The following is a 24,201-nucleotide window of genomic DNA, read 5'->3' as shown; positions in this document are numbered from 1 at the left end:
GAGTGGTGTGCGTCACCAAAGGGTTGGCGTGCTCTGCGTTATCGACGGTGATGAGGAGACCCGACATGAGTACGGCATCGGCGGATTCGGTGGCCCGGCCCGATCTCCCATGGCGCGACCGCAAACGCCATCTGTGGCTTCTGGGGCTGGTGCCTCCGACGGCCCTGTTCGTCGCCACCGCGCTGGTGTGGGGCGGTAACCAGCTCGGACTGCAGAGTGTCACCCCGGTCCTGTGGTGGATCGGCCCACTGCTGATCTACGTCCTCGTACCGTTGCTCGACCTGTTCGTCGGGCCCGACGGGGAGAACCCTCCCGACGAGTTGTTCGAACAACTCGAGAACGACCGCTTCTACCGCTACTGCACCTACCTGTATCTGCCCTTCCAGTTCGCGTCGCTGATCTTCGCCTGCTATCTGTGGTCGGCCGACGACCTGTCCTGGCTCGGCATCGACGGCGGCCTCGGCGTGGTGTCGAAGATCGGTCTTGCCATCTCGGTCGGCGTGGTCGCGGGCATCGGGATCAACACGGCGCACGAGCTCGGTCACAAGAAGGTCGAATTCGAACGGCGCCTGTCGAAGTGGGCTCTCGCCCCCGCCTTCTACGGCCACTTCTACATCGAGCACAATCGCGGGCATCATGTGCGCGTCGCGACTCCGGAGGATCCCGCCTCGGCGCGGTTCGGGGAGAGCTTCTGGCGTTTCCTGCCGCGCAGCGTGGTCGGCAGTCTGCGTTCGGCATGGCGTCTCGAGCGGGCCCGCCTCGAACGGCTCGGCAAGCCGGTGTGGAGCGTGCACAACGACGTCCTCAGCGCGTGGGCGATCTCCGTCGCCCTGTACGCGGTGCTCCTCGGCGTCTTCGGTCTCTCCATCGCGCCGTATCTCGTGATCCAGGCGATCTTCGGCTTCTCGCTGCTCGAGGTCGTGAACTATCTCGAGCACTACGGCCTGCTCCGGCAGAAGACCGGTAAGGGGCGTTACGAACGCTGCTCGCCCGCGCACAGCTGGAACAGCGACCATCTGGTGACGAACATCTTCCTCTACCACCTGCAGCGGCACAGCGACCATCACGCCAATCCCACCCGGCGCTACCAGACCCTGCGAAGCATGGAGGTCTCGCCGCAGTTGCCGGCCGGCTACGCGACGATGATCACCCTCGCCTACATCCCACCGTTGTGGCGCAAGGTCATGGATCATCGTGTGCTCGACCACTACGACGGCGACATCACCCGCGCGAACATCGAGCCGCGTCGCCGCGAGAAGATCCTCGCCCGCTACGGAGTAGTGGATCACGCTGCCGCGGAAGGGAAGTGATCGTGGCGTCCTACCGTTGTCCCGTCTGCGAATTCACCTACGACGAGAGTGCCGGCGCCCCGCGGGAGGGTTTCCCGCCCGGCACCGCGTGGTCCGAGGTGCCGGACGACTGGCCGTGCCCCGACTGCGGAGTCCGGGAGAAGATCGATTTCGAGGAGTACACCCCGTGAGTACCGATTACCGCTTGTTCCGTTGTCTGGTGTGCGGTTTCGAATACGACGAGGCCGAGGGATGGCCCGACGAGGGCATCGAGCCCGGCACCCGGTGGGAGGACATCCCCGACGACTGGTCCTGCCCGGACTGCGGTGCTGCCAAGGCCGACTTCGAGATGGTGGAGATCGTCCGCCGGTGAACCCCTGTGCGGTGAATCACAGCACGGTGGATCACGGTTCGCGTTGCTTTGACGAGCACATCCGTGCGTGAGAGCGTTCCTCCCATGCCGAACGCGCGGGTTCCCTTCCACGAGGCCAGTCGGGTGCTGTTGCGCTCGACGATCCTCGACGCCATGCGGGAGCTGCTGCTCGAACGCGACTGGTCGGCCGTCACGATGAGCGACGTCGCCCGGACCGCCGGCATCAGCCGGCAGACCCTCTACAAGGAATTCTCTTCCCGGCAGGGCCTGGCGCAGGGCTACGCGCTGCGGCTGGTCGACGAGTTCGTCGACGCCGTGGCCGATTCGGTGTACGCGCACGTCGGGGATGCGCGCGCCGCGCTCGTCGACGGCTTCGCGTTCTTCTTCGAGGCCTCCGCCGCCGACCCCCTCGTGCAGTCGCTGCTGAGCGGTGAGGCCAAGCCCGACCTGCTGCGGTTGATCACCACCGACGCCGCCCCCATCCTCGAGCGGGGCGCGGGCCGCCTCACCGAGACCTTCCATCACAGCTGGATCGCGGCGTCCGAATCCGACGCCGGGATCCTGGCGCGGGCCGTCGTGCGGGTGGCGCTGAGTTTCGTCTCCATGCCTCCGGCTTCGGGGCGCGACGTCGCCGCCGACCTCGCCGATCTGCTCGTGCCGTTCGTCGAACGGGCCGCCGTCCGCGGCTGACCGGCCGGTCGGCCGGGGCGGAACCGTCGGTGGACGATCTGCTCGGTCGATCCTTGCTCAGGTTGTATAGCCTGGAACCACCATTGTCTGCCGACAGGAAGAGGCATCTGCACGTGTCCGACACCACGCTCGTCGCCGACCGGGCCAACGGTCTCGATTTCAAGGTCGCCGATCTGTCCCTCGCCGAATTCGGGCGCAAGGAGATCCGGCTCGCCGAACACGAGATGCCGGGCCTGATGGCGCTGCGCCGCGAGTACGCGGAGGTGCAGCCGCTGAAGGGCGCACGGATCTCCGGCTCGCTGCACATGACGGTCCAGACCGCTGTGCTCATCGAAACGCTCGTCTCCCTCGGTGCGCAGGTGCGCTGGGCGTCGTGCAACATCTTCTCCACCCAGGACCACGCCGCCGCGGCGATCGTCGTCGGCCCGCACGGTACCGCCGAGGAGCCCGAGGGTGTCCCGGTCTTCGCGTGGAAGGGCGAGACTCTCGAGGAGTACTGGTGGGCTGCCGAGCAGATGCTCACCTGGCCTGGTGAGCCCGCCAACATGATCCTCGACGACGGTGGCGACGCCACGATGCTCGTGCTCAAGGGTGCCCAGTTCGAGAAGGCCGGCGTCGTCCCGCCGATCGACGAGGAGCAGGACTCCGCCGAGTACAAGGTCTTCCTCGAACTGCTGCGCCGCTCGCTCGCCGCCGATTCGAAGAAGTGGACCACCGTCGCGGAGTCCGTCCGGGGCGTCACCGAGGAGACCACCACCGGCGTGCTGCGCCTGTACCAGTTGTCGGCGGCCGGCGAACTCGCGTTCCCGGCGATCAACGTCAACGACTCGGTCACCAAGAGCAAGTTCGACAACAAGTACGGCACCCGGCACTCGCTGCTCGACGGCATCAACCGCGGCACCGACGTGCTCATCGGCGGCAAGGCCGCGCTCGTGTGCGGTTACGGCGACGTCGGCAAGGGTTGCGCCGAGGCGCTGCGCGGCCAGGGTGCACGCGTGTCGGTCACCGAGGTCGACCCGATCAACGCGCTGCAGGCCATGATGGACGGCTACGACGTCGTGACGGTCGAGGACTTCATCGGCCGGGCCGACATCGTCATCACCGCGACGGGCAACAAGGACATCATCACCTTCGAGCACATGAAGGCGATGAAGCACCAGGCCATTCTCGGCAACATCGGCCACTTCGACAACGAGATCGACATGGCCGGCCTCGAGCGCGCAGCCGACGTCACGCGGATCAACATCAAGCCGCAGGTCGACGAGTTCACCTTCGCCGACGGTCATTCGATCATCGTCCTGTCGGAGGGCCGCCTGCTCAACCTCGGCAACGCCACGGGTCACCCTTCCTTCGTGATGAGCAACTCGTTCGCGAACCAGGTGATCGCCCAGATCGAGCTGTGGACCAAGCCCGACGAGTACGACAACGAGGTCTACCGCCTGCCCAAGCATCTCGACGAGAAGGTCGCGAAGATCCACGTCGAGGCGCTCGGCGGGCAGATCACGAAGCTGACCAAGGAACAGGCCGAGTACATCGGCGTCGACGTCGAGGGCCCGTACAAGCCCGAGCACTACCGCTACTGATCCCGGGCACTCGACGGGAAACGCGGAGCGCATGAGTGATCTGATCGTCGTCGAAGGTCTCGACGGGGCCGGCAAACGGACGTTGTCCGCCGGTCTCGTCGAGACCTGGCGCGAGGCCGGACGGAAGGTCGCGACGCTGGCCTTCCCGCGTTACGGGAAGTCGATCCACGCCGATCTGGGCGCGGAGGCGTTGCGCGGGCACCACGGCGACACCGCCTCGAGCGTCGAGGCGATGGCCCTGCTGTGGGCCCTCGACCGTCGTGATGCGGCCGACGAACTGCGGAAACTGCTCGCCGACAACGACATCGTGCTGCTCGACCGGTACGTCGCGTCCAACGCCGCGTACACCGCGGCGCGCCGGAACGAGGACGCGACCGGCCCGGCGGTGGAGTGGATCCGCCGGCTCGAGTTCGAACGATTCGGGCTTCCGGTACCCGATCTGCAGGTGCTGCTCCGCGTTCCCGTCGAACTGGCCGCGGAGCGCGCCCGTCACCGCGCTGCGACCGAGACGGACCGCGACCGCGACGCCTACGAGCGTGACGGCGGTCTACAGGAACGCACGGGTGCGGTGTACGACGGGCTCGCGCAGCAGCAGTGGATGTCTCCGTGGGAGGTCGCGGGCCCGCAGACCTCCGCGCCACAACTCGCCGTTCACATCTCAAATCTGCTTCACGACGGTGAAGGGGTGACACGATAGAGGCTATGAAGCCGAGGATTCTGGTAGTCGACGACGACACCGCGCTGGCCGAGATGCTCACGATCGTGCTGCGCGGCGAGGGATTCGAACCGTTCGTGGTGGGGGACGGCACGCAGGCGCTCGGTGCCGTGCGTGAGATCCGGCCCGACCTCGTCCTGCTCGATCTCATGCTCCCCGGCATGAACGGCATCGACGTCTGCCGCGTGCTCCGCGCGGATTCGGGTGTGCCGATCGTGATGCTCACCGCCAAGTCCGACACGGTCGACGTCGTCCTCGGCCTCGAATCCGGCGCCGACGACTACATCGTCAAGCCGTTCAAGCCGAAGGAACTCGTCGCACGCGTGCGGGCCCGTCTGCGCCGCACCGAGCAGGAACCGGCCGAGGTCCTGACGATCGGTGACATCACCATCGACGTCCCCGCCCACAAGGTCACCCGCGGCGACGAGGCGATCTCGCTCACGCCTCTCGAGTTCGACCTGCTCGTGGCCCTCGCGCGCAAGCCGCGCCAGGTGTTCACCCGTGAGGTCCTGCTCGAACAGGTCTGGGGTTACCGGCATGCCGCCGACACCCGGCTCGTGAACGTCCACGTCCAGCGCTTGCGCGCGAAGGTCGAGAAGGATCCCGAGAATCCCGAGGCGGTGCTCACGGTGCGGGGGGTCGGCTACAAGGCCGGACCGCCGTGATCCGAACCTACCGGCTTCGGCGGCGTATCACGCGTAGGACGCTGCCGCTGGTGAGGTGGTCGCGGTCGATGAGCAGCCGACTCGCGCACACCTGGCGACGATCGCTGCAGCTGCGGGTCGTGACCTCGACCCTCACGCTGTCGCTGATCGTCATGTTCGTGCTCGGAGTGGTACTCACGAGCCAGATCACCGACCGTCTGCTCGAAGTGAAGATCGATGCCGCGACCGAGGAGATGGATCGCTCGCGCGCGCTGGTCGAGGGACAGCTCGCGGGCGCCGACGACTCGGGCTCGCTCGCGGTCCGTCTCGACGGTGCCGCGGCGATCCTCACCAGCCGCGGCAGCGACGGGGGACAGGACACCGGCGTCGCCGGAACCTTCGACCCCGTCCTCATCGTCCCCGGTGACGGTCCGCGGGCCCCCACCTCGAGCGGGCCCGCCGACCAGATCCCGCAGAACCTGCGCGCCTTCGTCCAGAACGGGCAGATCGCCTACCAGTTCGCGACCGTCGCCGATCCCGAGGGCTACACCGGGCCGGCCCTGATCATGGGCAGTCCCACCGATTCCGACATCTCGACGCTCGAGCTGTATCTCGTCTTCCCGCTCGGCGGTGAGGAACGCACCCTCGCCCTCGTCCGCGGCACCCTGCTCGTCGGTGCCGTGGTTCTGCTCGTCCTGCTGGCGGCGATCTCCATGATCGTCGCCCGGCAGGTCGTGCTGCCCATCCGGTCGGCCTCCCGGATCGCCGTGCGCTTCGCGGACGGGCGGCTCAAGGAACGCATGCCGGTCCGCGGCGAGGACGACATGGCCCGGCTCGCGATGTCGTTCAACGAGATGGCCGAGAGCCTGTCGCGCCAGATCACCCAGCTCGAGGAGTACGGCAACCTGCAGAAGCGGTTCACCTCCGACGTGAGCCACGAACTGCGCACCCCGCTGACGACGGTACGCATGGCCGCCGACCTCATCCACGACGGCAGCGACGACCTCGACCCCGTCCTCAAACGGTCCTCCGAACTGCTCGTCGCCGAACTCGACCGCTTCGAGAGTCTGCTCAACGACCTGCTCGAGATCAGCCGGCACGACGCCGGTGTCGCCGAGCTCGCCTCCGAGCGTCTCGACCTGCGGATGTGTGCGCGTGCCGCCGTCTCGACCGTGCGTCACCTGGCCCGCGAGACCGCGACCGAACTCATCGTCGACATGCCGGACGAACCCGTCGAGGCCGACGTCGATCCGCGTCGTGTCGAACGCATCCTGCGGAACCTCCTCGCCAACGCGATCGATCACGGTGAGGGCAAACCGATCCTGCTGCGGCTGCGCGCCGACGACACCGCCGCGGCCTTCGTCGTGCGCGATCAGGGTGTGGGTCTGCGACCGGGGGAGGAGAAGCTCGTCTTCAACCGGTTCTGGCGTTCGGATCCGTCGCGGGTCCGGCGTTCCGGTGGCACCGGTCTCGGACTCGCCATCAGCGTCGAGGACGCAAACCTGCACAACGGCAAACTCGAGGCATGGGGCGAACCGGGACGAGGTGCCAGCTTCCGGCTGACCCTGCCCCGCGAACGCGGACGTAAAGTGGGTCGCAGCCCCCTCCCTCTCGTGCCCGGCGCCGCGAAGGCCGTGCAGGGCAAGCCCCCACCGGACGACGACACCCCGGAGCAGCCGTCGACCGGAGAGTCCCCGACCGACCCTGCGAGCACGCCGTCCGAAGGAGCCAGTACATGAGCCGCTCGACTCCGCGTGCAGCGGGCGTGCTCGTCGTCCTCCTGACGGTGGCCGGACTCGTGTTGTCGGGATGTGCCACGCTGCCCGATTCGTCCTCCCCGCAGGCCATCGGAACCCTCGAACGCGGTCCCTCGACCACGGAGGTCGCCGCACCGGTGCCGGGTCGCGAACCCGATCTGCTCCTGCGCGACTTCCTGCAGGCCAGCACCGATCCGACCAACCGCCATCGCGCGGCCCGCCAGTTCCTCACGCCCACGATGTCCGACACCTGGGACGACGCCGCGAGCGCGACGATCGTCGACAAGGTCGACGTCCTCGTCGAGGAACGCGACGGCGACAGCGCCACCTATGTGGTGCGGGCGAGTACCGTCGGCTTTCTCGAGGAGGGCGGCATCTACCGCCCCGCCGACGGGGAGTTCGAGGCGCGGTTCTCACTCGTCCGCACCGACGGGGAGTGGCGCATCGACCGGCTGCCGGCCGGCGTCATCATGGACCGCCCCCGTTTCCTCAACACCTATCAGCGGCGCTCGCTGTACTTCCTCGACCCGACGGGCAACGCCGTCGTCCCGGATCCGCGCTGGATCACGGGCACACCCGAGCAGACGGCCTCCCAGCTGATGGGGTTGCTCGTCGAGGGCCCGAAGCAGGTCCTGGCACCTGCGGTCAAGAATCTGCTCGAGGACGTCACCGTCATCGGATCGGTGACGAAGGCCGACGGCCGCACGACCGACGTGGGCGTCGGGCTCGGCGGCATCCGCATCGACTTCCAGGGGGTCGGCTCGATGGGGCGGCAGGATCGCGAACTGCTCGCCGCACAGGTGATCTGGACCCTCGCCAATGCCGACATCAGCGGCCCGTACCAGCTCCTCGCCGACGGCCAGCCGCTCGACGAACGCTTCCCGAACGGGTGGACCACCGCGGACGTGGCGTCGATGAACCCCCTCGCCGCGTCGAGCGTGACGGTGGGTCTGCACGCGCTGCTCGACGGCGCGCTGGTGAGCGTCGCAGAGACGGGTGTGACCCCCGTACGCAGCTTCTTCGGTGCGTCCGACGACCTGCAGTCGGTCGCCCTGTCGCTGGACGGAGAGCTCGTCGCCGCAGTCGAGAACACCGGCAAACCGGCACCGGAACCGGCCGTGCAACTCATGGTGGGGGCCTACAGCGAGGGCGGTGCCGAGCCGGCGGTCGACGGCGAGTCGATCACCCGGCCGTCCTGGTCGCCCAACAACAATTCGGTGTGGGCGGTCGTCAACGGGACCTCGGTGGTGCGCGCGGTGCGCGAACCCGGCACCGGGCGGGTCACCGTCGTCGGGGTGGAGGCGGGCGCGGTCCGCGGTCTCGGCGGCCGCATCACCGAACTGCGCCTGTCGCGCGACGGTGTCCGCGCCGCCATGATCATCGACGGGCGGGTCTTCGTCGCGACCGTCGTGCCGACCACGACCGGCGAGTACTCGCTCACCAATCCGCGCGAGATCGGCTTCGGTCTCGGTGGTCCCGCGCTCGCCCTGGACTGGAGCACGGCCGACACGATCGTCGTCTCCCGCGCGTCGGCCGACGTGCCCGTCGTGCAGGTCGCGGTGGACGGCTCACGCATCGACGCACTGCCGAGCCGCAATCTCACGCCCCCGGTGGTGGCGGTCGAGGCGTCCACGGCGAGCGAGTTCGTCGCGGATTCCCGGACGGTCTTCCAGCTCAACAACCGCGACCCCGCCGGCGACCGGTACTGGCGGGAGGTGCCCGGCCTCGCCGGGATGGCCGCGATTCCCGTCCTGCCGGGCTGAGCGCGGTGCCGGTGACACCGGTTGTCGGTGCTGCCGTCGACCCCGGCTGTCGGTGACATCCGGCACACTCGCGGTGTGCTGACGGCCCTGCTCGATCTCGTCCTGCCCGCCCGGTGCGGGGGATGCGCCGACCCCGGGGTGAACTGGTGCCGAGAGTGCGCGCGGGAACTCGGCGACCATCCCGGGACGGTGACGCCCCGCGTCGAGCCCGGGGTCCCGGTGTGGAGTCTGGGCCCGTACTCCGGTCCCCGGCGTCGCGCGGTGATCGTCGCCAAGGAACGCGCCCGGCGGGATCTCGCCGAGCCTCTCGGGCTCGCGTGGGCGGTCGCGATCACGCGGCTGCGGAGATGGGGCGAGCTGCCCGGCGGGCCGTTGATCGTGGCGCCCGCCCCCACCCGGGCGCGGGCCGCGCGGGCACGCGGAGGCGATCCCGTCGCGCGTGCCGCCCGGGCCGCCGTGGCGCACGACCGTCACCTCCACGTGCATCCGATCCTGGGTGTGGCGGCGGGTGTGCGCGACTCGGTGGGGCTCACCGCGGCCGACCGGCAACGCAACCTCGCCGGCCGCGTGACGGTGAGCGCCGACGGGCTGCCGCGGACGATCCCGGTACTCGTGGTCGACGATGTGCTCACCACCGGAACCACCGCCCGCGAGTCGGTACGGGCTCTCCGGCGCGCAGGATTGTACCCGGTGGGAGTGCTCGTGATCGCCCACGCGTGAGTACTCCGACGGGTCCGGGCAGGGCCCCGTCCAGGACCGGAATGCGACGCGAAGTGAAATCGGGTGGGAACGGTGGCAGACCTTCGAGTTACGTACTAACGTCGCCATCAGACCCGGAAACAACAAGGTAGACGGGTGGAAACGCTTGTTCTTCCGATTCCGGGCGAGTGCGCTCTCGCGCTCATTCATCATGCCGGCGCGCGGGCTGCGCCGGCCGTAACTCGGGAGGTACGCGTGACGACCCCTTCGAAGTCCAGAGGTTCCGTTGCAGAGGCCGATGCCGCCACGGAAGGCCCCCGTGCCGATGTTGTCGTGAAAGGACGCAACGTCGAGGTCCCCGATCATTTCCGGATCTACGTCTCCGAGAAACTCGCTCGGCTCGAACGCTTCGATCCGACGATCTTCCTCTTCGACGTCGAGTTGCAGCACGAACGCAACAGGCGTCAGAAGAAGAGTTGCCAACGGGTCGAGATCACTGCCCGCGGGAAGGGACCGATCGTACGGGCCGAGGCCAGCGCCGACAGTTTCTACGCTGCCTTCGAGTCTGTGATCAGCAAGCTCGAATCGCGCCTGCGAAGGACGAAGGAGCGCCGCAAGGTCTCCTACGGTGAGAAGACGCCCGTGTCCGTGGCGGAAGCCACCGCGGCTCTCGCCCGTGACGACGAGCTCGCGATCTCGCCCGATCTGTCGCTCGGCGACAGCGAGAAGGAATCCCAGGACGGTCCCGGTCGCATCGTCCGGACGAAGGAACACAACGCTGCGCCGATGACCGTCGACGACGCCCTCTACGAGATGGAACTCGTCGGTCACGACTTCTACCTGTTCCACGACAAGGAGACGGACAAGCCGTCCGTGGTCTACCGGCGACACGCCTTCGACTACGGTCTGATCAGGCTCGTGTGACACTGCCGGGAGTGACCTGAGGCACCTCGCCATCGCGGTCACTCCCGCGCAGCGCCTACCATGGAATCCGGCCGGGGTCCGACAAGGCCTCGGCCGGATTTCTTGTCCGTGCAGGTACCCGAGATTGAGGACGAACACACCAGTGCTGTCGCTGACGAAGCTGCTCCGGATCGGTGAAGGTCGCATGGTCAAGCGGCTCAAGCACATCGCCGAGCATGTCGATTCCCTCTCCCCGGACTTCGAGGCCCTGACCGACGCCGAGCTCCGGGCCATGACGGAGCAGTTCCGGAGCCGCTACCAGGACGGCGAGACGCTCGACGATCTGCTCCCGGAGGCCTTCGCGACCGCCCGGGAGGCGTCCTTCCGGGTGCTCGGGCAGAAGCACTATCTCGTCCAGATCATGGGTGGCGCGGCGCTGCACTTCGGCAATATCGCCGAGATGAAGACCGGTGAGGGCAAGACCCTCACCTGCGTGCTGCCGGCCTACCTCAACGCGATCTCCGGCGACGGCGTCCATGTCGTCACGGTCAACGACTATCTCGCCAAGCGCGACGCCGAGTGGATGGGCCGTGTGCACCGTTTCCTCGGGCTCGAGACCGACGTGATCCTGTCCGGGATGACCCCGGCGCAGCGCCGCGCAGCCTATGCCGCCGACATCACCTACGGCACCAACAACGAGTTCGGCTTCGACTACCTGCGCGACAACATGACGCACTCGCTCGACGACCTCGTGCAGCGCGGACACAACTTCGCGGTCGTCGACGAGGTCGACTCGATCCTCATCGACGAGGCCCGGACGCCGCTGATCATCTCGGGTCCCGCCGACGCGTCGAGCAAGTGGTACTCCGAGTTCGCCCGCATCGTGAAGCTGCTCAAGCCCGAGGTGCACTACGAGATCGACATCCGGAAGCGGACCGTCGGTGTGCACGAGGCCGGTGTCGAATTCGTCGAGGACCAGCTCGGCATCGACAACCTGTACGAGGCGGCGAACTCCCCGCTGGTGAGCTACCTGAACAACGCCATCAAGGCCAAGGAGCTCTACGCCAAGGACAAGGACTATATCGTCCGCAACGGTGAGGTCGTCATCGTCGACGAGTTCACCGGTCGTGTGCTGTCGGGCCGCCGCTACAACGAGGGCATGCACCAGGCGATCGAGGCCAAGGAAGGCGTCGAGATCAAGGCCGAGAACCAGACGCTGGCCACGATCACGCTGCAGAACTACTTCCGCCTGTACGACAAGCTGTCGGGCATGACGGGTACGGCCGAGACCGAGGCCGCCGAGCTCCACCAGATCTACAGCCTCGGGGTCATCCCGATCCCGACGAACCGTCCGATGGTGCGTGTCGACCAGGGCGACCTGATCTACAAGACCGAGGAAGCGAAGTTCGCGGCCGTCGTCGACGACGTGGTCGAGCGTCACGAGAAGGGGCAGCCGGTCCTCATCGGTACGACGAGCGTCGAGCGGTCCGAGTACCTGTCGCGTCAGTTCACCAAGCGTGGTGTGCCCCACAGCGTGCTCAACGCGAAGTTCCACGAGCAGGAAGCGCAGATCATCGCGCAGGCCGGTCGTTCCGGTGCGGTGACCGTCGCAACCAACATGGCCGGTCGTGGTACCGACGTCGTGCTCGGTGGCAACCCCGACATCCTCGCCGACATCGCGCTGCGTCAGCGTGGTCTCGATCCGGTGAACACTCCGGAGGAGTACGAGGCGGCCTGGGACGAGACCCTCGAGCGGATCAAGGCCGAGTCGAAGGCCGACGCCGAGAAGGTCCGTGCCGCCGGCGGTCTGTACGTCCTCGGTACCGAGCGGCACGAGTCCCGTCGCATCGACAACCAGTTGCGCGGCCGTTCCGGCCGTCAGGGCGACCCGGGCGAGTCGCGGTTCTACCTCTCGCTCGGCGACGAACTGATGCGGCGCTTCAACGGTGCGGCCCTCGAATCGATCATGACCCGGCTGAACCTGCCCGACGACGTGCCGATCGAGGCGAAGATGGTCTCCAAGGCCATCAAGAGCGCCCAGACACAGGTCGAGCAGCAGAACTTCGAGATCCGCAAGAACGTGCTCAAGTACGACGAGGTGATGAACCAGCAGCGCACCGTCATCTACGAGGAGCGTCGCCGGATCCTGCGCGGCGAGGACCTCGAGGGTCAGGTGCAGCACATGCTCACCGACGTCGTCACCGCCTACGTCGACGGCGCGACCGCCGAGGGATACGTCGAGGACTGGGATCTCGAGCAGTTGTGGACGGCGCTCAAGACCCTCTACCCGGTGGGTGTCGACCACAAGACGCTCGTCGCCGAGAACGAGGACCTCGACCGCGACGGTCTGCTCGAGGCCCTGCTCGAGGATGCCCGCGCCGCCTACGCGCGTCGCGAGGCCGAACTCGAGGCCATCGCCGGTGAGAACGCGATGCGCGAACTCGAGCGTCGCGTGCTGCTGTCGGTCCTCGACCGCAAGTGGCGCGAGCATCTCTACGAGATGGACTACCTCAAGGAAGGCATCGGCCTGCGCGCGATGGCGCAGCGCGATCCCCTCGTCGAGTACCAGCGCGAAGGTTTCGACATGTTCACCGCGATGCTCGAGGGTCTGAAGGAGGAGTCGGTCGGATTCCTGTTCAACCTCCAGGTCGAGGCTGCGCAGCAGCAACAGCAGCCGGGTGTGGCGGTCACCGCGGCCTCGGCGGCAGCGGCCGCACAGGCGGCTCCGAGCCTGGCCGCGGCGGCTCCCGTGCAGGCCGCACGTCCTGCTCCGGCGCAGTCCGCCCGGCCCGCACATGCGGCGCAGCCCGCGCCGGCCGCGCTGCAGGCGAAGGGTCTCGACGAGACCGAACGGCGCCTGACCTACACCGGTCCCGACGAGGACGGCCGCGCCCACGTCGCGCGGACGACCGCCGGTTCCGATGCGGGATCCGCACCGAAGCAGGCGGGCACCCGCAAGGAACGTCGTGCCGCCGCCCGGCGCGACGCGAAGACCAACCGGCACCGCTGACCCCGCCCGGTAGGGCGCGTACTGCGCGGCCGGCGCCGGACCACCTCACGACCCTGTGGCTCACCCGAGCCACAGGGTCGTGATCGTCCAGCGATGCGGCGCGCGTGGACGGGGACGCTTGCACACCATCCGCCCGGCGAATGCGAACACCCGTTCCCCCCGGGCGTAGCTGCCGAACAGTTCGACGGTGTCCGCGTCGACGGGGCGCACGCGTGTGCGCAACAGGACCGCGGTGCTGCGACCTGCGCGTGGCGTGCGGCCCGTGACGATCGTGGAGACGAGCCGTGGGTCGAGGACGGTCGCCGACTGCACGGCAGGACGGCGCCCGTCCACCACCTCGAGGACGAGGCGCACGGCCGACTCCGCCACCCGTCCGACTGCCGGATCGACGGGGAGATCGGGCCGGTCGTCCGTGTTCGCGGCCACGCCGGTACTCCCGATTCCCTGGTGCCGGAACGGGATTCTCCCGGAGCGACCATCGTGCGGGGTGGCCCGGCGGGTCGCGTGGCTGCGGGAGCGACCGCAGTTCTCCTCGGCGGGGGGTTCGAGGCAGGTGAGGCGGCGCACGTAGCGCCCGGTGTGATGCGGCATGAGCTCTCCCGAAAGTCGTGACGGCGAATCGGCGGCACGGGTGGACCGGTGCCGAGGAATCGGTTCGGGAGAGGACGAACCGCGCACATGATGCCACACCTGCGGGGCGCCGGCGCGATAGGACGCGATCGGGGTGCCCGGGACATACGGTGGTGTCGTGCTGCGAGGACTCGTGCTCGATGTCGGTGGCGTCCTGGTCGGGCCGGGAAGCGACCCCGGCGCGTTCGGTGCGGTCGTGGCGTTCCTGCGTGCGCGGGGCGTGCGGACCGCTCTGCTCAGCAACGATCCCGGTGGCCCCGGCGCGCAGTGGCTGCGCGATCTCGAAGGTGCCTTCGTCGACCGCGTGGTGCTCTCGGGTGATGCGGGCGTCGCCAAACCCGACCCCGAGAGCTACCTGCTGGTCGCGCGACTGCTCGACCTCGGGCCGGGCGAGTGCGTCTTCGTCGACGATGCGGTCGGCAACGTGCGAGGTGCTGCCGCTGCGGGGATGGTCGGCGTCCACCATGATGGTTCACACGACGCGCCGGGCGAACTGGCCGTACTCTTCGATCTCGATCCCGAGGAGATCGGGGGCGGAGCTGCGGGCGGCGCCGAGCCGTGGTGGCGATGCTCGGCAGGTTCGGGTCAGGAGGGGGAGCGGGGTCGATGACGAGCCGGATGACGGCGCAGGACGCGTCGTACTACTACTTGGAGACGAGCAACACGCCGATGCACGTCGGTTCGCTCGCGATCCTCGAACCTCCCGAAGGCGGCCTCGACTACGAGAGCGTGCTCCGGCTGGTCGAGCAGCGGCTGCCCGAGGTGCCCCGCTACCGGAAGAAGGTGCGGGAGGTCGCATTCGGGCTGTCCCGCCCCGTCTGGGTCGACGACCGCGACTTCGACATCACCTATCACGTGCGGCGCTCCGCGCTGCCGAGACCCGGCTCCGACGAACAGCTGCACGACCTCGTCGCGCGCCTGGTCTCGCGGCCGCTGGACCGCACACGGCCGCTGTGGGAGATGTACCTCGTCGAGGGGCTCGCGAACGATCGGGTCGCGTTGTTCTCGAAGTCGCATTCGGCGCTCGTCGACGGTGAGGAGGCCCTCGACATCGTGCAGGTGCTCTTCGACCAGGAGCCGGTGCCGCGTGAGGTTCCCGAGGAATTGTGGATGCCCGAACGCGAACCGTCGGAATCCGCGCTGCTCGTCGGGGCGCTCGCCGAACTCGTCGCGCGCCCAGGGGAGGGGGTCGCCGCCCTCCGCTCGGCCGTGGGCGACCTCACGGCGACCCTCACCGAGACCGTCGACGCCGTCGGCCGCCTCGCCCGCACGGCTGCGCAGTCGGCACCCGAGACGCCGCTGAACACGCAGATCTCGAGGAGCCGCCGATTCTCCGTGGTGCGGTCCGATCTGGCGCCGTACCGCAAGATCCACTCGCGCTACGGCTGCACGATCAACGACGTCGTACTCGCGGTTCTCGCCGGGGCATTGCGCTACTGGCTGCTCTCCCGCGGGGAACCGGTCACCGAGGCCACCGTCGTGCGGGCGATGGTCCCGATGTCGGTGTACACCCAGGATCCGGACGACGGCGCCGGCAACGACACGATCCAGGTCCATCCGCAGGGCGAGGTGTCGTCCTTCCTGCTGGACCTGCCGGTGGGGGAGCCGAACGCGGTGGTCCGGCTCTCGCACATCGCGCACGCCGGCGAGGCCTATTCGCGGCAACGGCGGCGGGTGGCGGCCCAGACGATGGTCCGGTTGTCCGGCTTCGCCCCGGCGACGATGCACGCGGTGGGTACCCGGGTCGCGATGGGTTTCTCGCAGCGGATGTTCAACCTCATGATCACCAACGCCCCGGGTCCCCAGCACCCGCTCTATCTGACCGGGGCCCGTCTCCTGGAGATCTATCCGGTCTCGCCGTTGCTGAAGAATCAGGCCCTGAGCATCGCGTTGACGTCCTACGACGGCAAGATCTACTACGGTTTGAATGCGGATCGTGATGCGATGCCCGATGTGGACGTGGCAGCGACGCTGATCCAGGAATCTCTCGAGGAGTTGACGGATGCCGGCAGGTGAGAAGTGACGCGTGTCTATGTACCGGCAACGCTCGCGATGGTGCAGCGACTCGTCGCCGACGACGAGGTCGATCCGGTGAGCAGGACGGCCTTCGCGGTGACCCCCATGTTGCGGGAGGCCTACACGGCGGGTGACGACGAAGAGCTCGCCGAGGTCGCGATGGCGGAGGCGGCACGTGCGTCGCTGCGATTGCTCGCCTCGGAGGAGCCCGGTGATCATCCGTCCTTCGCGTCCCGCCGTGTGGTGATCGCGGCCGATGTCGACGAGGTGAAGCCGCGGCCGGATCTCGACGATGCGGTCGTGCGGCTCACCGGGCCGATCCCGATGAGTGCGGTGGCCTCGGTGCACATCGACCTGCAGGAAGCGGAGACCGACGTCGCGCGGGCGCGTGAGGTCGTCGATGCGGCCGAACTGGGCGACGAGGAGGCGGAGTTCGTCCTCGGCGACGCGGAGGACCACGAACTGGCCTGGTACGCGACCCAGGAATTGCCATTTCTGCTCGACCTGCTCTGACCCCGCCTTCGGTGTGACGGCCGTCTCGCCCGCAACCTACGCTTCCGTAACCTCTGATAACCTACGGAGGCGTAACCGGAGTGAGGAGAAACGGTCGGATGGGTCTGAAGGAATGGATCGAGAAGCCTGCGGCACACGTCGCGCCGGGAGAGAAATCGCTCTCCAACGTCCTGCGCGGCGCGGTGGCCCGGCTGACCACCCCTCTGCTTCCCGATGACTATCTGCATCTGGTCAACCCGCTGTGGTCCGCCCGTGAACTGCGCGGGCGCATCGTGTCGGTGCGCCAGGAGACACCCGATTCCGCGACGATCGTCATCCGTCCGGGTTGGGGCTTCGACTTCGGATACGCCCCCGGCCAGTACATCGGGATCGGCCTGCACATCGAAGGTCGCTGGCACTGGCGCTCCTACTCGCTGACCTCCTCGCCCACCTGGGACGACAAGGTCATCTCCATCGCCGTGAAGGCGATGCCCGAGGGGTTCCTGTCGAGCCACCTCGTCGGCGGTGTCCCGGAGGGGACCGTCGTGCGCCTCGCGGCCCCGAAGGGCGATTTCGTCCTGCCCGATCCGCCGCCGGCGAAGATCCTGTTCCTGACGGCCGGTAGTGGCATCACGCCGATCATGTCGATGCTGCGCACGCTCGACCGGCGCGCGATCGAGCGCGAACTCGATCTGCCCGACGTCGTGCACATCCATTCGGCGCCGACGGCCGAGAACGTGATGTTCCGCTCGGAGCTCGAACGCTTCGACGCCACCCACGACCGCTTCCGGGTGCACGTGCGTCACACGCGCGAGAAGGGCAAGTTCGCGCTGTCCGAGCTCGACGAGGTGTGCCCCGACTGGCGTGAGCGCCAGACCTGGGCGTGCGGTCCGCAGCAGATGCTCGACGACATCACCGCGCACTGGGCCGCGGAGGGACTCGAGGATCGGGTCCATCTCGAGCGGTTCGCCGTCAGCCGCGCCGATACCTCGGGGTCGGGCGGAACGATCACGTTCGCGAAGTCCGGTAAGACCGTCACCGTGGACGGTGCCACGACGATTCTCGAGGCCGGTGAGAGCGTCGGCGCGCTGATGCCCTTCGGGTGCCGCATGGGAATCTGTCAGACTTGTGTGGTGCCGCTCGAGAAGGGGCACGTCGTCGATCTGCGATCCGGCAAGGAACACGCAGAGGGCGAACGCGTCCAGACCTGCATCGCCGCCGCGGCCGGCGACTGCACACTGGACGTGTAGACACCGACAGCAACCTCCGAAGGATCCCGCTTGGCCATCACCGACATCCGCGCGTTCTCGCATCTGACCGAAGACGATATCGTTGCTCTCGCAAACGAATTCGACGCGATTCGGCGGGATGTGGAAGATTCGCGCGGCCCACGGGACGCGCGTTACATCCATTCCGTCATCCGTCTGCAGCGTGTGCTGGAGGTGGTCGGACGCTGCGCGCTGTTCGGTTCCCGCCGCCGGTCGCGCTGGATCGTCGGTACCGCCGCGCTGTCGCTCGCCAAGATCATCGAGAACATGGAGCTCGGGCACAACGTGATGCACGGGCAGTGGGACTGGATGAACGATCCGGAGATCCACTCCACGTCCTGGGAGTGGGACCAGACCGGCCCGTCCGAGCACTGGAAGCGCGCCCACAACTACGCGCACCACACCTACACGAACATCGTGGGCATGGACGAGGACGTGGGATTCGGGATCCTGCGGATGACGCGCGACGAGAAGTGGCGTCCGCGCAATCTCGCGCAGCCGATCGCCAACATCATCCTCGCCCTGACCTTCGAATGGGGGATCGCGCTGCACGATCTCTCGGCGAAGAAGGAACTCGAAGGCGTCCCGCCCACGCAGTGGATCTCGGGGCCCGACAAGGAATTCGCGGTGAAGGCCGGTCGGCAGGTCGTGAAGGATCTGGTGTTCTTCCCGGCGCTCACCGGCCCGGCCTGGCGTAGCACGCTGTCGGCGAACCTCGCCGCCAACGTGATCCGCAACATCTGGGCGTATCTTGTGATCTTCTGCGGCCACTTTCCGGACGGCGCCGAGAAATTCACCACGGAGCACTACGAGAACGAAACCCGCGGAGAGTGGTATCTGCGCCAGTTGCTCGGCAGCGCAAACATTTCGGGTGGGCGCGCGATGGATTTCCTCACCGGGAATCTCAGCTACCAGATCGAGCATCATCTGTTCCCCGATCTGCCGAGCAACCGCTACCCGGAGATCGCCGCGCGCGTGCGGGCGCTGTGTGGGAAGTACGACCTGCCGTACACCACCGGCTCTCTCGCCCGGCAGTACTGGCTCGCCCTGCGCACGATCCACAAGCTCGCGGTGCCCGACCGATTCCTGAAGGCGACCTCCGACGACGCCCCGGAAACCTCCTCCGAGCGCAAGTTCGACCGGTGGCGCCCGGAGGCGCCGGCGACCGAGGCGTCCACCGGCCGGCGCCGGGGATTGCTCACGGCCCTCCGTGTCCATGCCGAGCATGCGGTAGCAGAGCGTCGGCGTCGCCGTGGTGAATCGGGTCGTCGACGACGTTCCGCGACTGTGTGATTCGCGTCACAGGTCCGATTTCGGCTAACCTACGGAGCCGTAACCTACGGTAGAGTAGCTCCCATGGCGATATCGGATGTCAAGGAGTACGCACACCTGACGGATGCGGATGTCGAGGCCATCGGCCGCGAACTCGACGCCATCCGGCGCGATATCGAGGAGTCCCGCGGTGAGCGCGACGCTCGATACGTCCGCAACACGATCCGGTTGCAGCGTGGCCTCGAGATCGGTGGGCGCCTCGTGCTGCTCGGCTCGAACAAACGCCCGCTGTGGCTGCTGGGCACGGGCATGCTCTCCCTGTCGAAGATCATCGAGAACATGGAGCTCGGGCACAACGTGATGCACGGGCAGTGGGACTGGATGAACGACCCCGAGGTGCACTCGGCCAACTGGGAGTGGGACAACGTCGACCCGTCGGCGCACTGGAAGATCACCCACAACTACCTGCACCACAAGTACACCAACATCCTCGGCATGGACGACGACGTGGGATACGGCCTGCTGCGCGTCACCCGCGACCAGCGGTGGAAGCCGTTCTATCTCGGCAACGTCGCCTACAACGCGATTCTCGCGGCGCTGTTCCAGTACGGCATCGCCATCCAGCTCCTCGAGCTCGGCAAGGTCGTCCAGGGACGCGACGACCGCGAGCTGACCAAGGCGCGCGGCAAGGAGGTGCTCGCCAAGCTCGGCAAGCAGCACCTGCGCGACTACGTCGTCTACCCGGCGCTGAGCGGTAAGTCGTGGAAGTCCACGATGAAAGCCAATGCGACGGCGAACTTCGTGCGCAACATCTGGACCAACGCGGTGATCTTCTGTGGCCATTTCCCCGACGGTGCGGAGAAGTTCACGAAGCAGGACATCGAGAACGAGACGCGCGCCCAGTGGTACCTGCGTCAGATGCTCGGTTCCGCGAACATCTCCGGCGGCCGGGTCATGGACTTCATGACCGGCAACCTGAGCTACCAGATCGAACACCACATCTACCCCGACCTGCCGTCCAACCGGTACGCCGAGATCGCGGTGCGCGTGCGCGAGCTGTGCGAGAAGTACGACCTGCCGTACACCACGGGTCCGCTCGCGGTGCAGTACTGGAAGTCGTGGCGCACCATCGCCAAGCTGTCGCTGCCCGACAAGTACCTCAAGGACGATCGCGACGCCGCCCCGGAGACCGCCTCCGAGCGGGGCTTCGGCGGAGTGCCGGAGATCGATCCGGTCACCGGTCGCCGCATGGGTCTGGCCACCACCATCGAGAAGACCCGCAAGCGCGGATTCATCCGCCGCGCGCTCGGCATGCGCTAGCGGTCACGAGAACGAGAACGAACCCCGGCACCCGGAGAAGGTGCCGGGGTTCGTTCGTTCGGTCACCCGGGTTCGATCACCAGGCGTCGTTGGAAGCCAGAGCCGTGAGCAGTTCGCGCACGGCCGTCGCCCGGCGGTGCGACTTGCCCTCCAGGGCGTCGAAGGCGCATTCGGGGTCGGCCGGCGGCCCGAGATGCGTGCATCCGCGCGGGCAGTCCTCGACCGCCTCGGACAGGTCCGCGAACGCCGCGACGACATCGTCGGGGCCGATGTGCGCGAGCCCGAACGACCGGATGCCGGGGGTGTCGACCGCCCAGCCGCCTTCGGGGAGATGCAGCGCCACCGACTGGGTGGAGGTGTGCCGTCCCTTGCCCACCCCGGAGACCTCGCCGGTGGCCCGGTCGGCGTCGGGGACGAGCCGGTTCACCAGCGTCGACTTGCCGACCCCGGAGTGCCCGATCAGCGCGGTCAGACGACCGTCGATCCGGTCGTGCAGGGCGGTGAGATCGTCGTCCTGCCCGACCAGCAGTACCGGGATGTCGAGATCCGCGAAGTGCGCGGCGAACTCGTCGGGATCGGCCAGGTCGCTCTTGGTGAGCCCCAGCAGGGGAGTGAGCCCGCCGGCGTAGGCCGCCACGAGTGCGCGTTCGACGAGTCCGGTCCGGGGCGGGGGATCGGCCAACGCGACCACGATGAGCAGCTGTTCGGCGTTGGCGACGACGATGCGCTCGAACGGATCGGTGTCGTCGGCGGTGCGTCGCAGGACGGTGCTGCGCTCCTCGACCCGCACGATGCGCGAGAGCGTGTCGGGACGGCCGGAGAGATCACCCACGACCCCCACCCGATCGCCCACCACGATGGGGGTCCGGCCGAGCTCGCGTGCCCGCATCGCCGTCACGATCCGCTCGGGATCGCCGCCGAGTGCGACACCCCACCGTCCCCGGTCGACGGACACGACCATGCCCTCCTCCGCGTTGCGGTGGGCGGGGCGGTCCTTCGTGCGCGGCCGCGAGCCGCGCCCGGGGCGGACCCGGACGTCGGACTCGTCGTACTCGCGCCGTCTCAGGAGTCGCTCCTCGTCAGCAGCGACTCCCACAATGCCTCGAAATCGGGCAGGGTCTTGGCGGTGGTGCCGATGTCCTCGACCTCGATCCCGTCGACGACGAGTCCGAGGATCGCGCCGGCGGTGGCCATCCGGTGGTCGGCGTAGGAGTGCCAGACGTCGCCGTGCAGCGGAGCCGGTTCGATGTGCAGGCCGTCCTCGGTCTCGGTGACCGAACCGCCGAGGCGGCCGATCTCGGTGGCGAGAGCGGCGAGCCGATCGGTTTCGTGACCGCGCAGATGCGCGATACCGCGCAGGTTCGACGGCGAGGTGGCGAGCGCCGCAAGGGCCGCAACGGTCGGCGTGAGCTCACCGACGTCGTGCAGGTCCACGTCGATGCCTGTCAGCTCGTGAGGGCCTCGCACGGTGAGCGTCCCGTCGGCCCACGACACCTCCGCGCCCATCTGCTCGAGGATCCCGCGGATCGCGTCACCGGCCTGCGTGGTCGACTCCGGCCACAGCGGTACCGAGACGACACCGCCGGTGACGGCCGCGGCCGCCAGGAAGGGGGTGGCGTTCGACAGGTCCGGTTCGACGGTGACATCGAGTGCCTCGATCGTCGACGGCGGCACCCGCCAGGTGTTCGCCTCGGACGTGTCGACGGGGACTCCGGCCGCCCGGAGCATCTCGACGGTCATCTCGATGTGCGGCATGGACGGCACCGGCTTGCCGTCGTGGTGCACCACCACTCCCTCGTCGAAGGCGGCGCCCGAGAGGAGCAGACCCGAGACGAACTGCGACGAGGCCGACGCGTCGATCGTCACCGCACCACCCTCGAGGCCCCCGCGGCCGTGCACGGTGAAGGGGAGCCGGTCGCCGTCGATGTCGGCACCGAGCGCGCGCAGCGCGTCGAGCACGGTGCTCATCGGGCGGACGCGTGCCTGTTCGTCGCCGTCGAACCGCACGTCGCTGTCGGCCAGCGCCGCCAGCGGCGGCACGAATCGCATGACCGTGCCGGCCAGTCCGCACGCGACGTCGCCTCCGCGTAGCGGCCCGGGGGTCACGTCGAGAGTGGTGCCGCCGTCCCGCTCGGTGACGGTCGTGCCGAGCGTGCGCAGGGCTCCGATCATCAGATCGGTGTCGCGGCTGCGCAGCGCGCCGGTCACGGTGGACGGCCCGTCGGCGAGTGCGGCCAGGATCAGGGCACGGTTGGTGATCGACTTCGATCCCGGCAGCGTCACCGACGCTCGAACCGGGGACACGGCGCGGGGTGCTCTCCACAGACTCACCCGACCATCTTCGCCCATCCGGACCGGTGCGGGCACCCTCGCCCACCCGTGTGCGCCGGTGTCGGTTCCGTCACCCCCCGATGCCACACTCGACGGCATGTGCGGAAGGTATGTCTCCACGGCCGACCCGGCGATGCTCGCCGTCGAACTCGACGCACTCGACGAGACCGGCGACGACACCGGCGGGGACGAGCGGGGACCCGACTACAACGTCGCGCCGACCAGCGAGGTGCTCACCGTCGTCGCCAGGCACGACGGTGAGGATCCCGACGGCCCGGTCCGTCGTCGTCTCCGCCGCATGCGCTGGGGCCTCGTGCCTCCGTTCGCCGAGGAGATCGGACGGTCCGCTCCGCTGATCAACGCTCGATCCGAATCGGTCGCGACCAAGCCGAGCTTCGCCCGGTCGCTGCGCCGCAAACGGTGTCTCGTCCCGATGGACGGCTGGTACGAATGGCAGGTCGAGCCGGCACCGGACGGCAAGCCCCGCAAGGTTCCGTACTTCATGTCGCCGGCCGACGGATCGCGGATCTGCATGGCCGGACTGTGGGCCGAGTGGCGCGACCCGCGGAACCCGAAGGCGCCCCCGTTGTCGAGCACGGCGATCCTCACCGCGCAGTCGGTCGAGCAACTCGGCAACGTGCACGAGCGGATGCCGCTGATCCTCCCGCCGGAGCGATGGGACGCGTGGCTCGACCCCGACAGCCTCGGTCACCCGGAGCTGATCGTGCCGAGCGTCGAGGCGATCTCGGCGATCGAGATCCGCCGCGTGTCCGCGAAGGTCAACAGCATCCGCAACAATGGTCCCGAACTGCTGCAACCCGACGACGGCGCCGGCGATCAGATGGTGCTGTTGTAGGCGCGCCGCTGGAGCGGACGGGCCCTACGGACCGGCCGTGATCGGTGCCACGACCGCGCCGGTCAGCCGGATCAGATCGTGCGGATCCAGTTCGATCTCGAGCCCGCGCCGACCCGCGCTGCACAGCACCCGGTCCCACTGCTCGGCGGAGACGTCGATCACGGTGCGTAGACGCCTGCGCTGCCCCAGCGGTGAGATGCCGCCGACGACGTAGCCGGTCGCGCGTTCGGCGGCGGTGTGATCGGCCATCACGGCCTTGCCGCCGCCCAGCGCCCCTGCCACGGCCTTGAGCGACAGCGTCGCCGGTACCGGGATCACCGCGACGGCGAGCTTGCCGTCCGCCGGCGACACCACCAGCGTCTTGAAGATCTGCTCGGGGAAGACCCCGAGGCGCTCGCCCAGTTCCTCGACGGCCTCGGCGCCGAAGGACGCGGCCCTCGGGTCGTGCGCGTACTCGTGGACCCGGTGCGCGACCTTCTCGCGTTTCAGCAACACCGTCGCGGGAGTGGATGTCGAGGCCATCCGATCACTCTAGAAAACCGGAGGTGGGGAACAAGCGCAGTGGGTGCGGCGTTGCATTCCGACGGGTG

General features: G+C 68.2%; 23 protein-coding genes. 19 read left to right on the top strand and 4 right to left on the bottom strand.

Annotated elements, in window-relative coordinates; translation table 11 throughout:
* Positions 1-65: 65 nt before the first annotated feature.
* The 12 genes from A8G18_RS20185 (at position 66) to secA (ending at position 13,426) form a co-directional block, all read left to right on the top strand.
* Entirely contained in the window at positions 66-1,310 is a 1,245-nt protein-coding gene (locus A8G18_RS20185) for an alkane 1-monooxygenase (protein ID WP_064065277.1), read from the top strand.
* A 2-nt stretch (positions 1,311-1,312) separates the two neighbouring features.
* Entirely contained in the window at positions 1,313-1,480 is a 168-nt protein-coding gene (locus A8G18_RS20180; RefSeq protein WP_064065325.1) for a rubredoxin, read from the top strand.
* Positions 1,477-1,662: a rubredoxin gene (locus A8G18_RS20175; protein ID WP_016694878.1), complete on the top strand. Its 186-nt coding sequence runs from the start codon at positions 1,477-1,479 to the stop codon at positions 1,660-1,662. Before A8G18_RS20180 ends, A8G18_RS20175 begins: the two co-directional genes overlap by 4 nt.
* 84 nt (positions 1,663-1,746) lie before the next feature.
* Complete coding sequence (locus tag A8G18_RS20170) at positions 1,747-2,352, top strand: TetR/AcrR family transcriptional regulator (protein ID WP_064065276.1); 606 nt, start codon at positions 1,747-1,749, stop codon at positions 2,350-2,352.
* Between the two features lie 113 nt (positions 2,353-2,465).
* Positions 2,466-3,935, top strand: coding sequence for an adenosylhomocysteinase (gene ahcY / locus A8G18_RS20165; protein WP_016934217.1), 1,470 nt, complete (start codon positions 2,466-2,468; stop codon positions 3,933-3,935).
* Positions 3,936-3,966: 31 nt separating this feature from the next.
* Positions 3,967-4,632 (top strand): dTMP kinase, encoded by a 666-nt coding sequence (locus A8G18_RS20160; RefSeq protein WP_064065275.1) that lies wholly within the window; start codon positions 3,967-3,969, stop codon positions 4,630-4,632.
* A 5-nt stretch (positions 4,633-4,637) separates the two neighbouring features.
* Entirely contained in the window at positions 4,638-5,315 is a 678-nt protein-coding gene (gene mtrA, locus A8G18_RS20155; protein WP_006550216.1) for an MtrAB system response regulator MtrA, read from the top strand.
* Between the two features lie 68 nt (positions 5,316-5,383).
* Complete coding sequence (mtrB, locus tag A8G18_RS20150; RefSeq protein WP_064065324.1) at positions 5,384-7,033, top strand: MtrAB system histidine kinase MtrB; 1,650 nt, start codon at positions 5,384-5,386, stop codon at positions 7,031-7,033.
* Complete coding sequence (gene lpqB, locus A8G18_RS20145) at positions 7,030-8,814, top strand: MtrAB system accessory lipoprotein LpqB (RefSeq protein ID WP_064065274.1); 1,785 nt, start codon at positions 7,030-7,032, stop codon at positions 8,812-8,814. The genes mtrB and lpqB overlap by 4 nt, the downstream gene beginning before the upstream one ends.
* Positions 8,815-8,889: 75 nt before the next feature.
* On the top strand, positions 8,890-9,534 hold the full coding sequence (locus A8G18_RS20140; RefSeq protein WP_064065323.1) for a ComF family protein: 645 nt from the start codon (positions 8,890-8,892) through the stop codon (positions 9,532-9,534).
* Between the two features lie 234 nt (positions 9,535-9,768).
* Positions 9,769-10,437: a ribosome hibernation-promoting factor, HPF/YfiA family gene (gene hpf, locus A8G18_RS20135; protein ID WP_064065273.1), complete on the top strand. Its 669-nt coding sequence runs from the start codon at positions 9,769-9,771 to the stop codon at positions 10,435-10,437.
* 184 nt (positions 10,438-10,621) lie between these two features.
* On the top strand, positions 10,622-13,426 hold the full coding sequence (gene secA / locus A8G18_RS20130) for a preprotein translocase subunit SecA (protein WP_064065322.1): 2,805 nt from the start codon (positions 10,622-10,624) through the stop codon (positions 13,424-13,426).
* 60 nt (positions 13,427-13,486) lie between these two features.
* On the opposite strand, the gene A8G18_RS20125 is transcribed toward secA, so the two are convergent.
* Complete coding sequence (locus A8G18_RS20125) at positions 13,487-13,852, bottom strand: Rv3235 family protein (RefSeq protein WP_242496672.1); 366 nt, start codon at positions 13,850-13,852, stop codon at positions 13,487-13,489.
* A gap of 325 nt (positions 13,853-14,177) precedes the next feature.
* On the opposite strand from A8G18_RS20125, the gene A8G18_RS20120 reads away from it, so the two are divergent.
* The 6 genes from A8G18_RS20120 to A8G18_RS20095 all read left to right on the top strand — a co-directional run bounded on the left by A8G18_RS20120 (position 14,178) and on the right by A8G18_RS20095 (position 20,424).
* Positions 14,178-14,666 (top strand): HAD-IA family hydrolase, encoded by a 489-nt coding sequence (locus A8G18_RS20120; protein WP_084421998.1) that lies wholly within the window; start codon positions 14,178-14,180, stop codon positions 14,664-14,666.
* Positions 14,663-16,072: a WS/DGAT/MGAT family O-acyltransferase gene (locus A8G18_RS20115; protein WP_064065270.1), complete on the top strand. Its 1,410-nt coding sequence runs from the start codon at positions 14,663-14,665 to the stop codon at positions 16,070-16,072. The genes A8G18_RS20120 and A8G18_RS20115 overlap by 4 nt, the downstream gene beginning before the upstream one ends.
* A 3-nt stretch (positions 16,073-16,075) precedes the next feature.
* Positions 16,076-16,585 (top strand): DUF6912 family protein, encoded by a 510-nt coding sequence (locus A8G18_RS20110; protein ID WP_064065269.1) that lies wholly within the window; start codon positions 16,076-16,078, stop codon positions 16,583-16,585.
* A 98-nt stretch (positions 16,586-16,683) separates the two neighbouring features.
* The gene (locus A8G18_RS20105) at positions 16,684-17,814 is read left to right on the top strand and encodes a ferredoxin reductase (RefSeq protein ID WP_064065268.1); all 1,131 of its coding nucleotides are present in this window, start codon (positions 16,684-16,686) and stop codon (positions 17,812-17,814) included.
* 30 nt (positions 17,815-17,844) lie between these two features.
* The gene (locus tag A8G18_RS20100) at positions 17,845-19,125 is read left to right on the top strand and encodes a fatty acid desaturase family protein (protein WP_064065267.1); all 1,281 of its coding nucleotides are present in this window, start codon (positions 17,845-17,847) and stop codon (positions 19,123-19,125) included.
* A 63-nt stretch (positions 19,126-19,188) separates the two neighbouring features.
* A complete protein-coding gene (locus tag A8G18_RS20095; RefSeq protein ID WP_016934711.1) occupies positions 19,189-20,424 on the top strand; it encodes a fatty acid desaturase family protein in 1,236 nt (411 codons plus the stop codon).
* 76 nt (positions 20,425-20,500) lie between these two features.
* Here the strand turns inward: A8G18_RS20095 and rsgA are convergent, their stop codons facing one another.
* Together rsgA and aroA are read right to left on the bottom strand one after the other, a co-directional pair.
* Positions 20,501-21,520 (bottom strand): ribosome small subunit-dependent GTPase A, encoded by a 1,020-nt coding sequence (gene rsgA / locus A8G18_RS20090; protein ID WP_064065266.1) that lies wholly within the window; start codon positions 21,518-21,520, stop codon positions 20,501-20,503.
* Positions 21,487-22,773, bottom strand: a complete 1,287-nt coding sequence (gene aroA / locus A8G18_RS20085; protein WP_172506116.1) for a 3-phosphoshikimate 1-carboxyvinyltransferase — start codon at positions 22,771-22,773, stop codon at positions 21,487-21,489. Before aroA ends, rsgA begins: the two co-directional genes overlap by 34 nt.
* 79 nt (positions 22,774-22,852) lie before the next feature.
* On the opposite strand from aroA, the gene A8G18_RS20080 reads away from it, so the two are divergent.
* Positions 22,853-23,611, top strand: a complete 759-nt coding sequence (locus A8G18_RS20080) for an SOS response-associated peptidase (protein ID WP_064065321.1) — start codon at positions 22,853-22,855, stop codon at positions 23,609-23,611.
* A gap of 24 nt (positions 23,612-23,635) precedes the next feature.
* Here A8G18_RS20080 and ybaK read toward each other — a convergent pair whose 3' ends face one another.
* Positions 23,636-24,133: a Cys-tRNA(Pro) deacylase gene (ybaK, locus tag A8G18_RS20075; protein ID WP_064065265.1), complete on the bottom strand. Its 498-nt coding sequence runs from the start codon at positions 24,131-24,133 to the stop codon at positions 23,636-23,638.
* Positions 24,134-24,201: the final 68 nt, after the last annotated feature.

This window comes from Rhodococcus gordoniae (genome assembly GCF_001646655.1).
GTDB classification, from domain to species: domain Bacteria; phylum Actinomycetota; class Actinomycetes; order Mycobacteriales; family Mycobacteriaceae; genus Rhodococcus; species Rhodococcus gordoniae.
The sequence above is the reverse complement of the archived record's forward strand: the minus strand, read 5'-3'. Positions and strand labels throughout refer to the sequence as shown.

Coding starts and splice junctions, on each gene's coding strand:
- lpqB (WP_064065274.1), top strand. CDS start 7,030: ATGAGCCGCTCGACTCCGCGTGCAGCGGGCGTGCTCGTCGTCCTCCTG.
- A8G18_RS20185 (WP_064065277.1), top strand. CDS start 66: ATGAGTACGGCATCGGCGGATTCGGTGGCCCGGCCCGATCTCCCATGG.
- A8G18_RS20170 (WP_064065276.1), top strand. CDS start 1,747: ATGCCGAACGCGCGGGTTCCCTTCCACGAGGCCAGTCGGGTGCTGTTG.
- A8G18_RS20105 (WP_064065268.1), top strand. CDS start 16,684: ATGGGTCTGAAGGAATGGATCGAGAAGCCTGCGGCACACGTCGCGCCG.
- A8G18_RS20095 (WP_016934711.1), top strand. CDS start 19,189: ATGGCGATATCGGATGTCAAGGAGTACGCACACCTGACGGATGCGGAT.
- mtrB (WP_064065324.1), top strand. CDS start 5,384: ATGAGCAGCCGACTCGCGCACACCTGGCGACGATCGCTGCAGCTGCGG.
- A8G18_RS20115 (WP_064065270.1), top strand. CDS start 14,663: ATGACGAGCCGGATGACGGCGCAGGACGCGTCGTACTACTACTTGGAG.
- A8G18_RS20160 (WP_064065275.1), top strand. CDS start 3,967: ATGAGTGATCTGATCGTCGTCGAAGGTCTCGACGGGGCCGGCAAACGG.
- A8G18_RS20080 (WP_064065321.1), top strand. CDS start 22,853: ATGTGCGGAAGGTATGTCTCCACGGCCGACCCGGCGATGCTCGCCGTC.
- aroA (WP_172506116.1), bottom strand. CDS start 22,773: ATGGGCGAAGATGGTCGGGTGAGTCTGTGGAGAGCACCCCGCGCCGTG.
- ybaK (WP_064065265.1), bottom strand. CDS start 24,133: ATGGCCTCGACATCCACTCCCGCGACGGTGTTGCTGAAACGCGAGAAG.
- mtrA (WP_006550216.1), top strand. CDS start 4,638: ATGAAGCCGAGGATTCTGGTAGTCGACGACGACACCGCGCTGGCCGAG.
- secA (WP_064065322.1), top strand. CDS start 10,622: ATGGTCAAGCGGCTCAAGCACATCGCCGAGCATGTCGATTCCCTCTCC.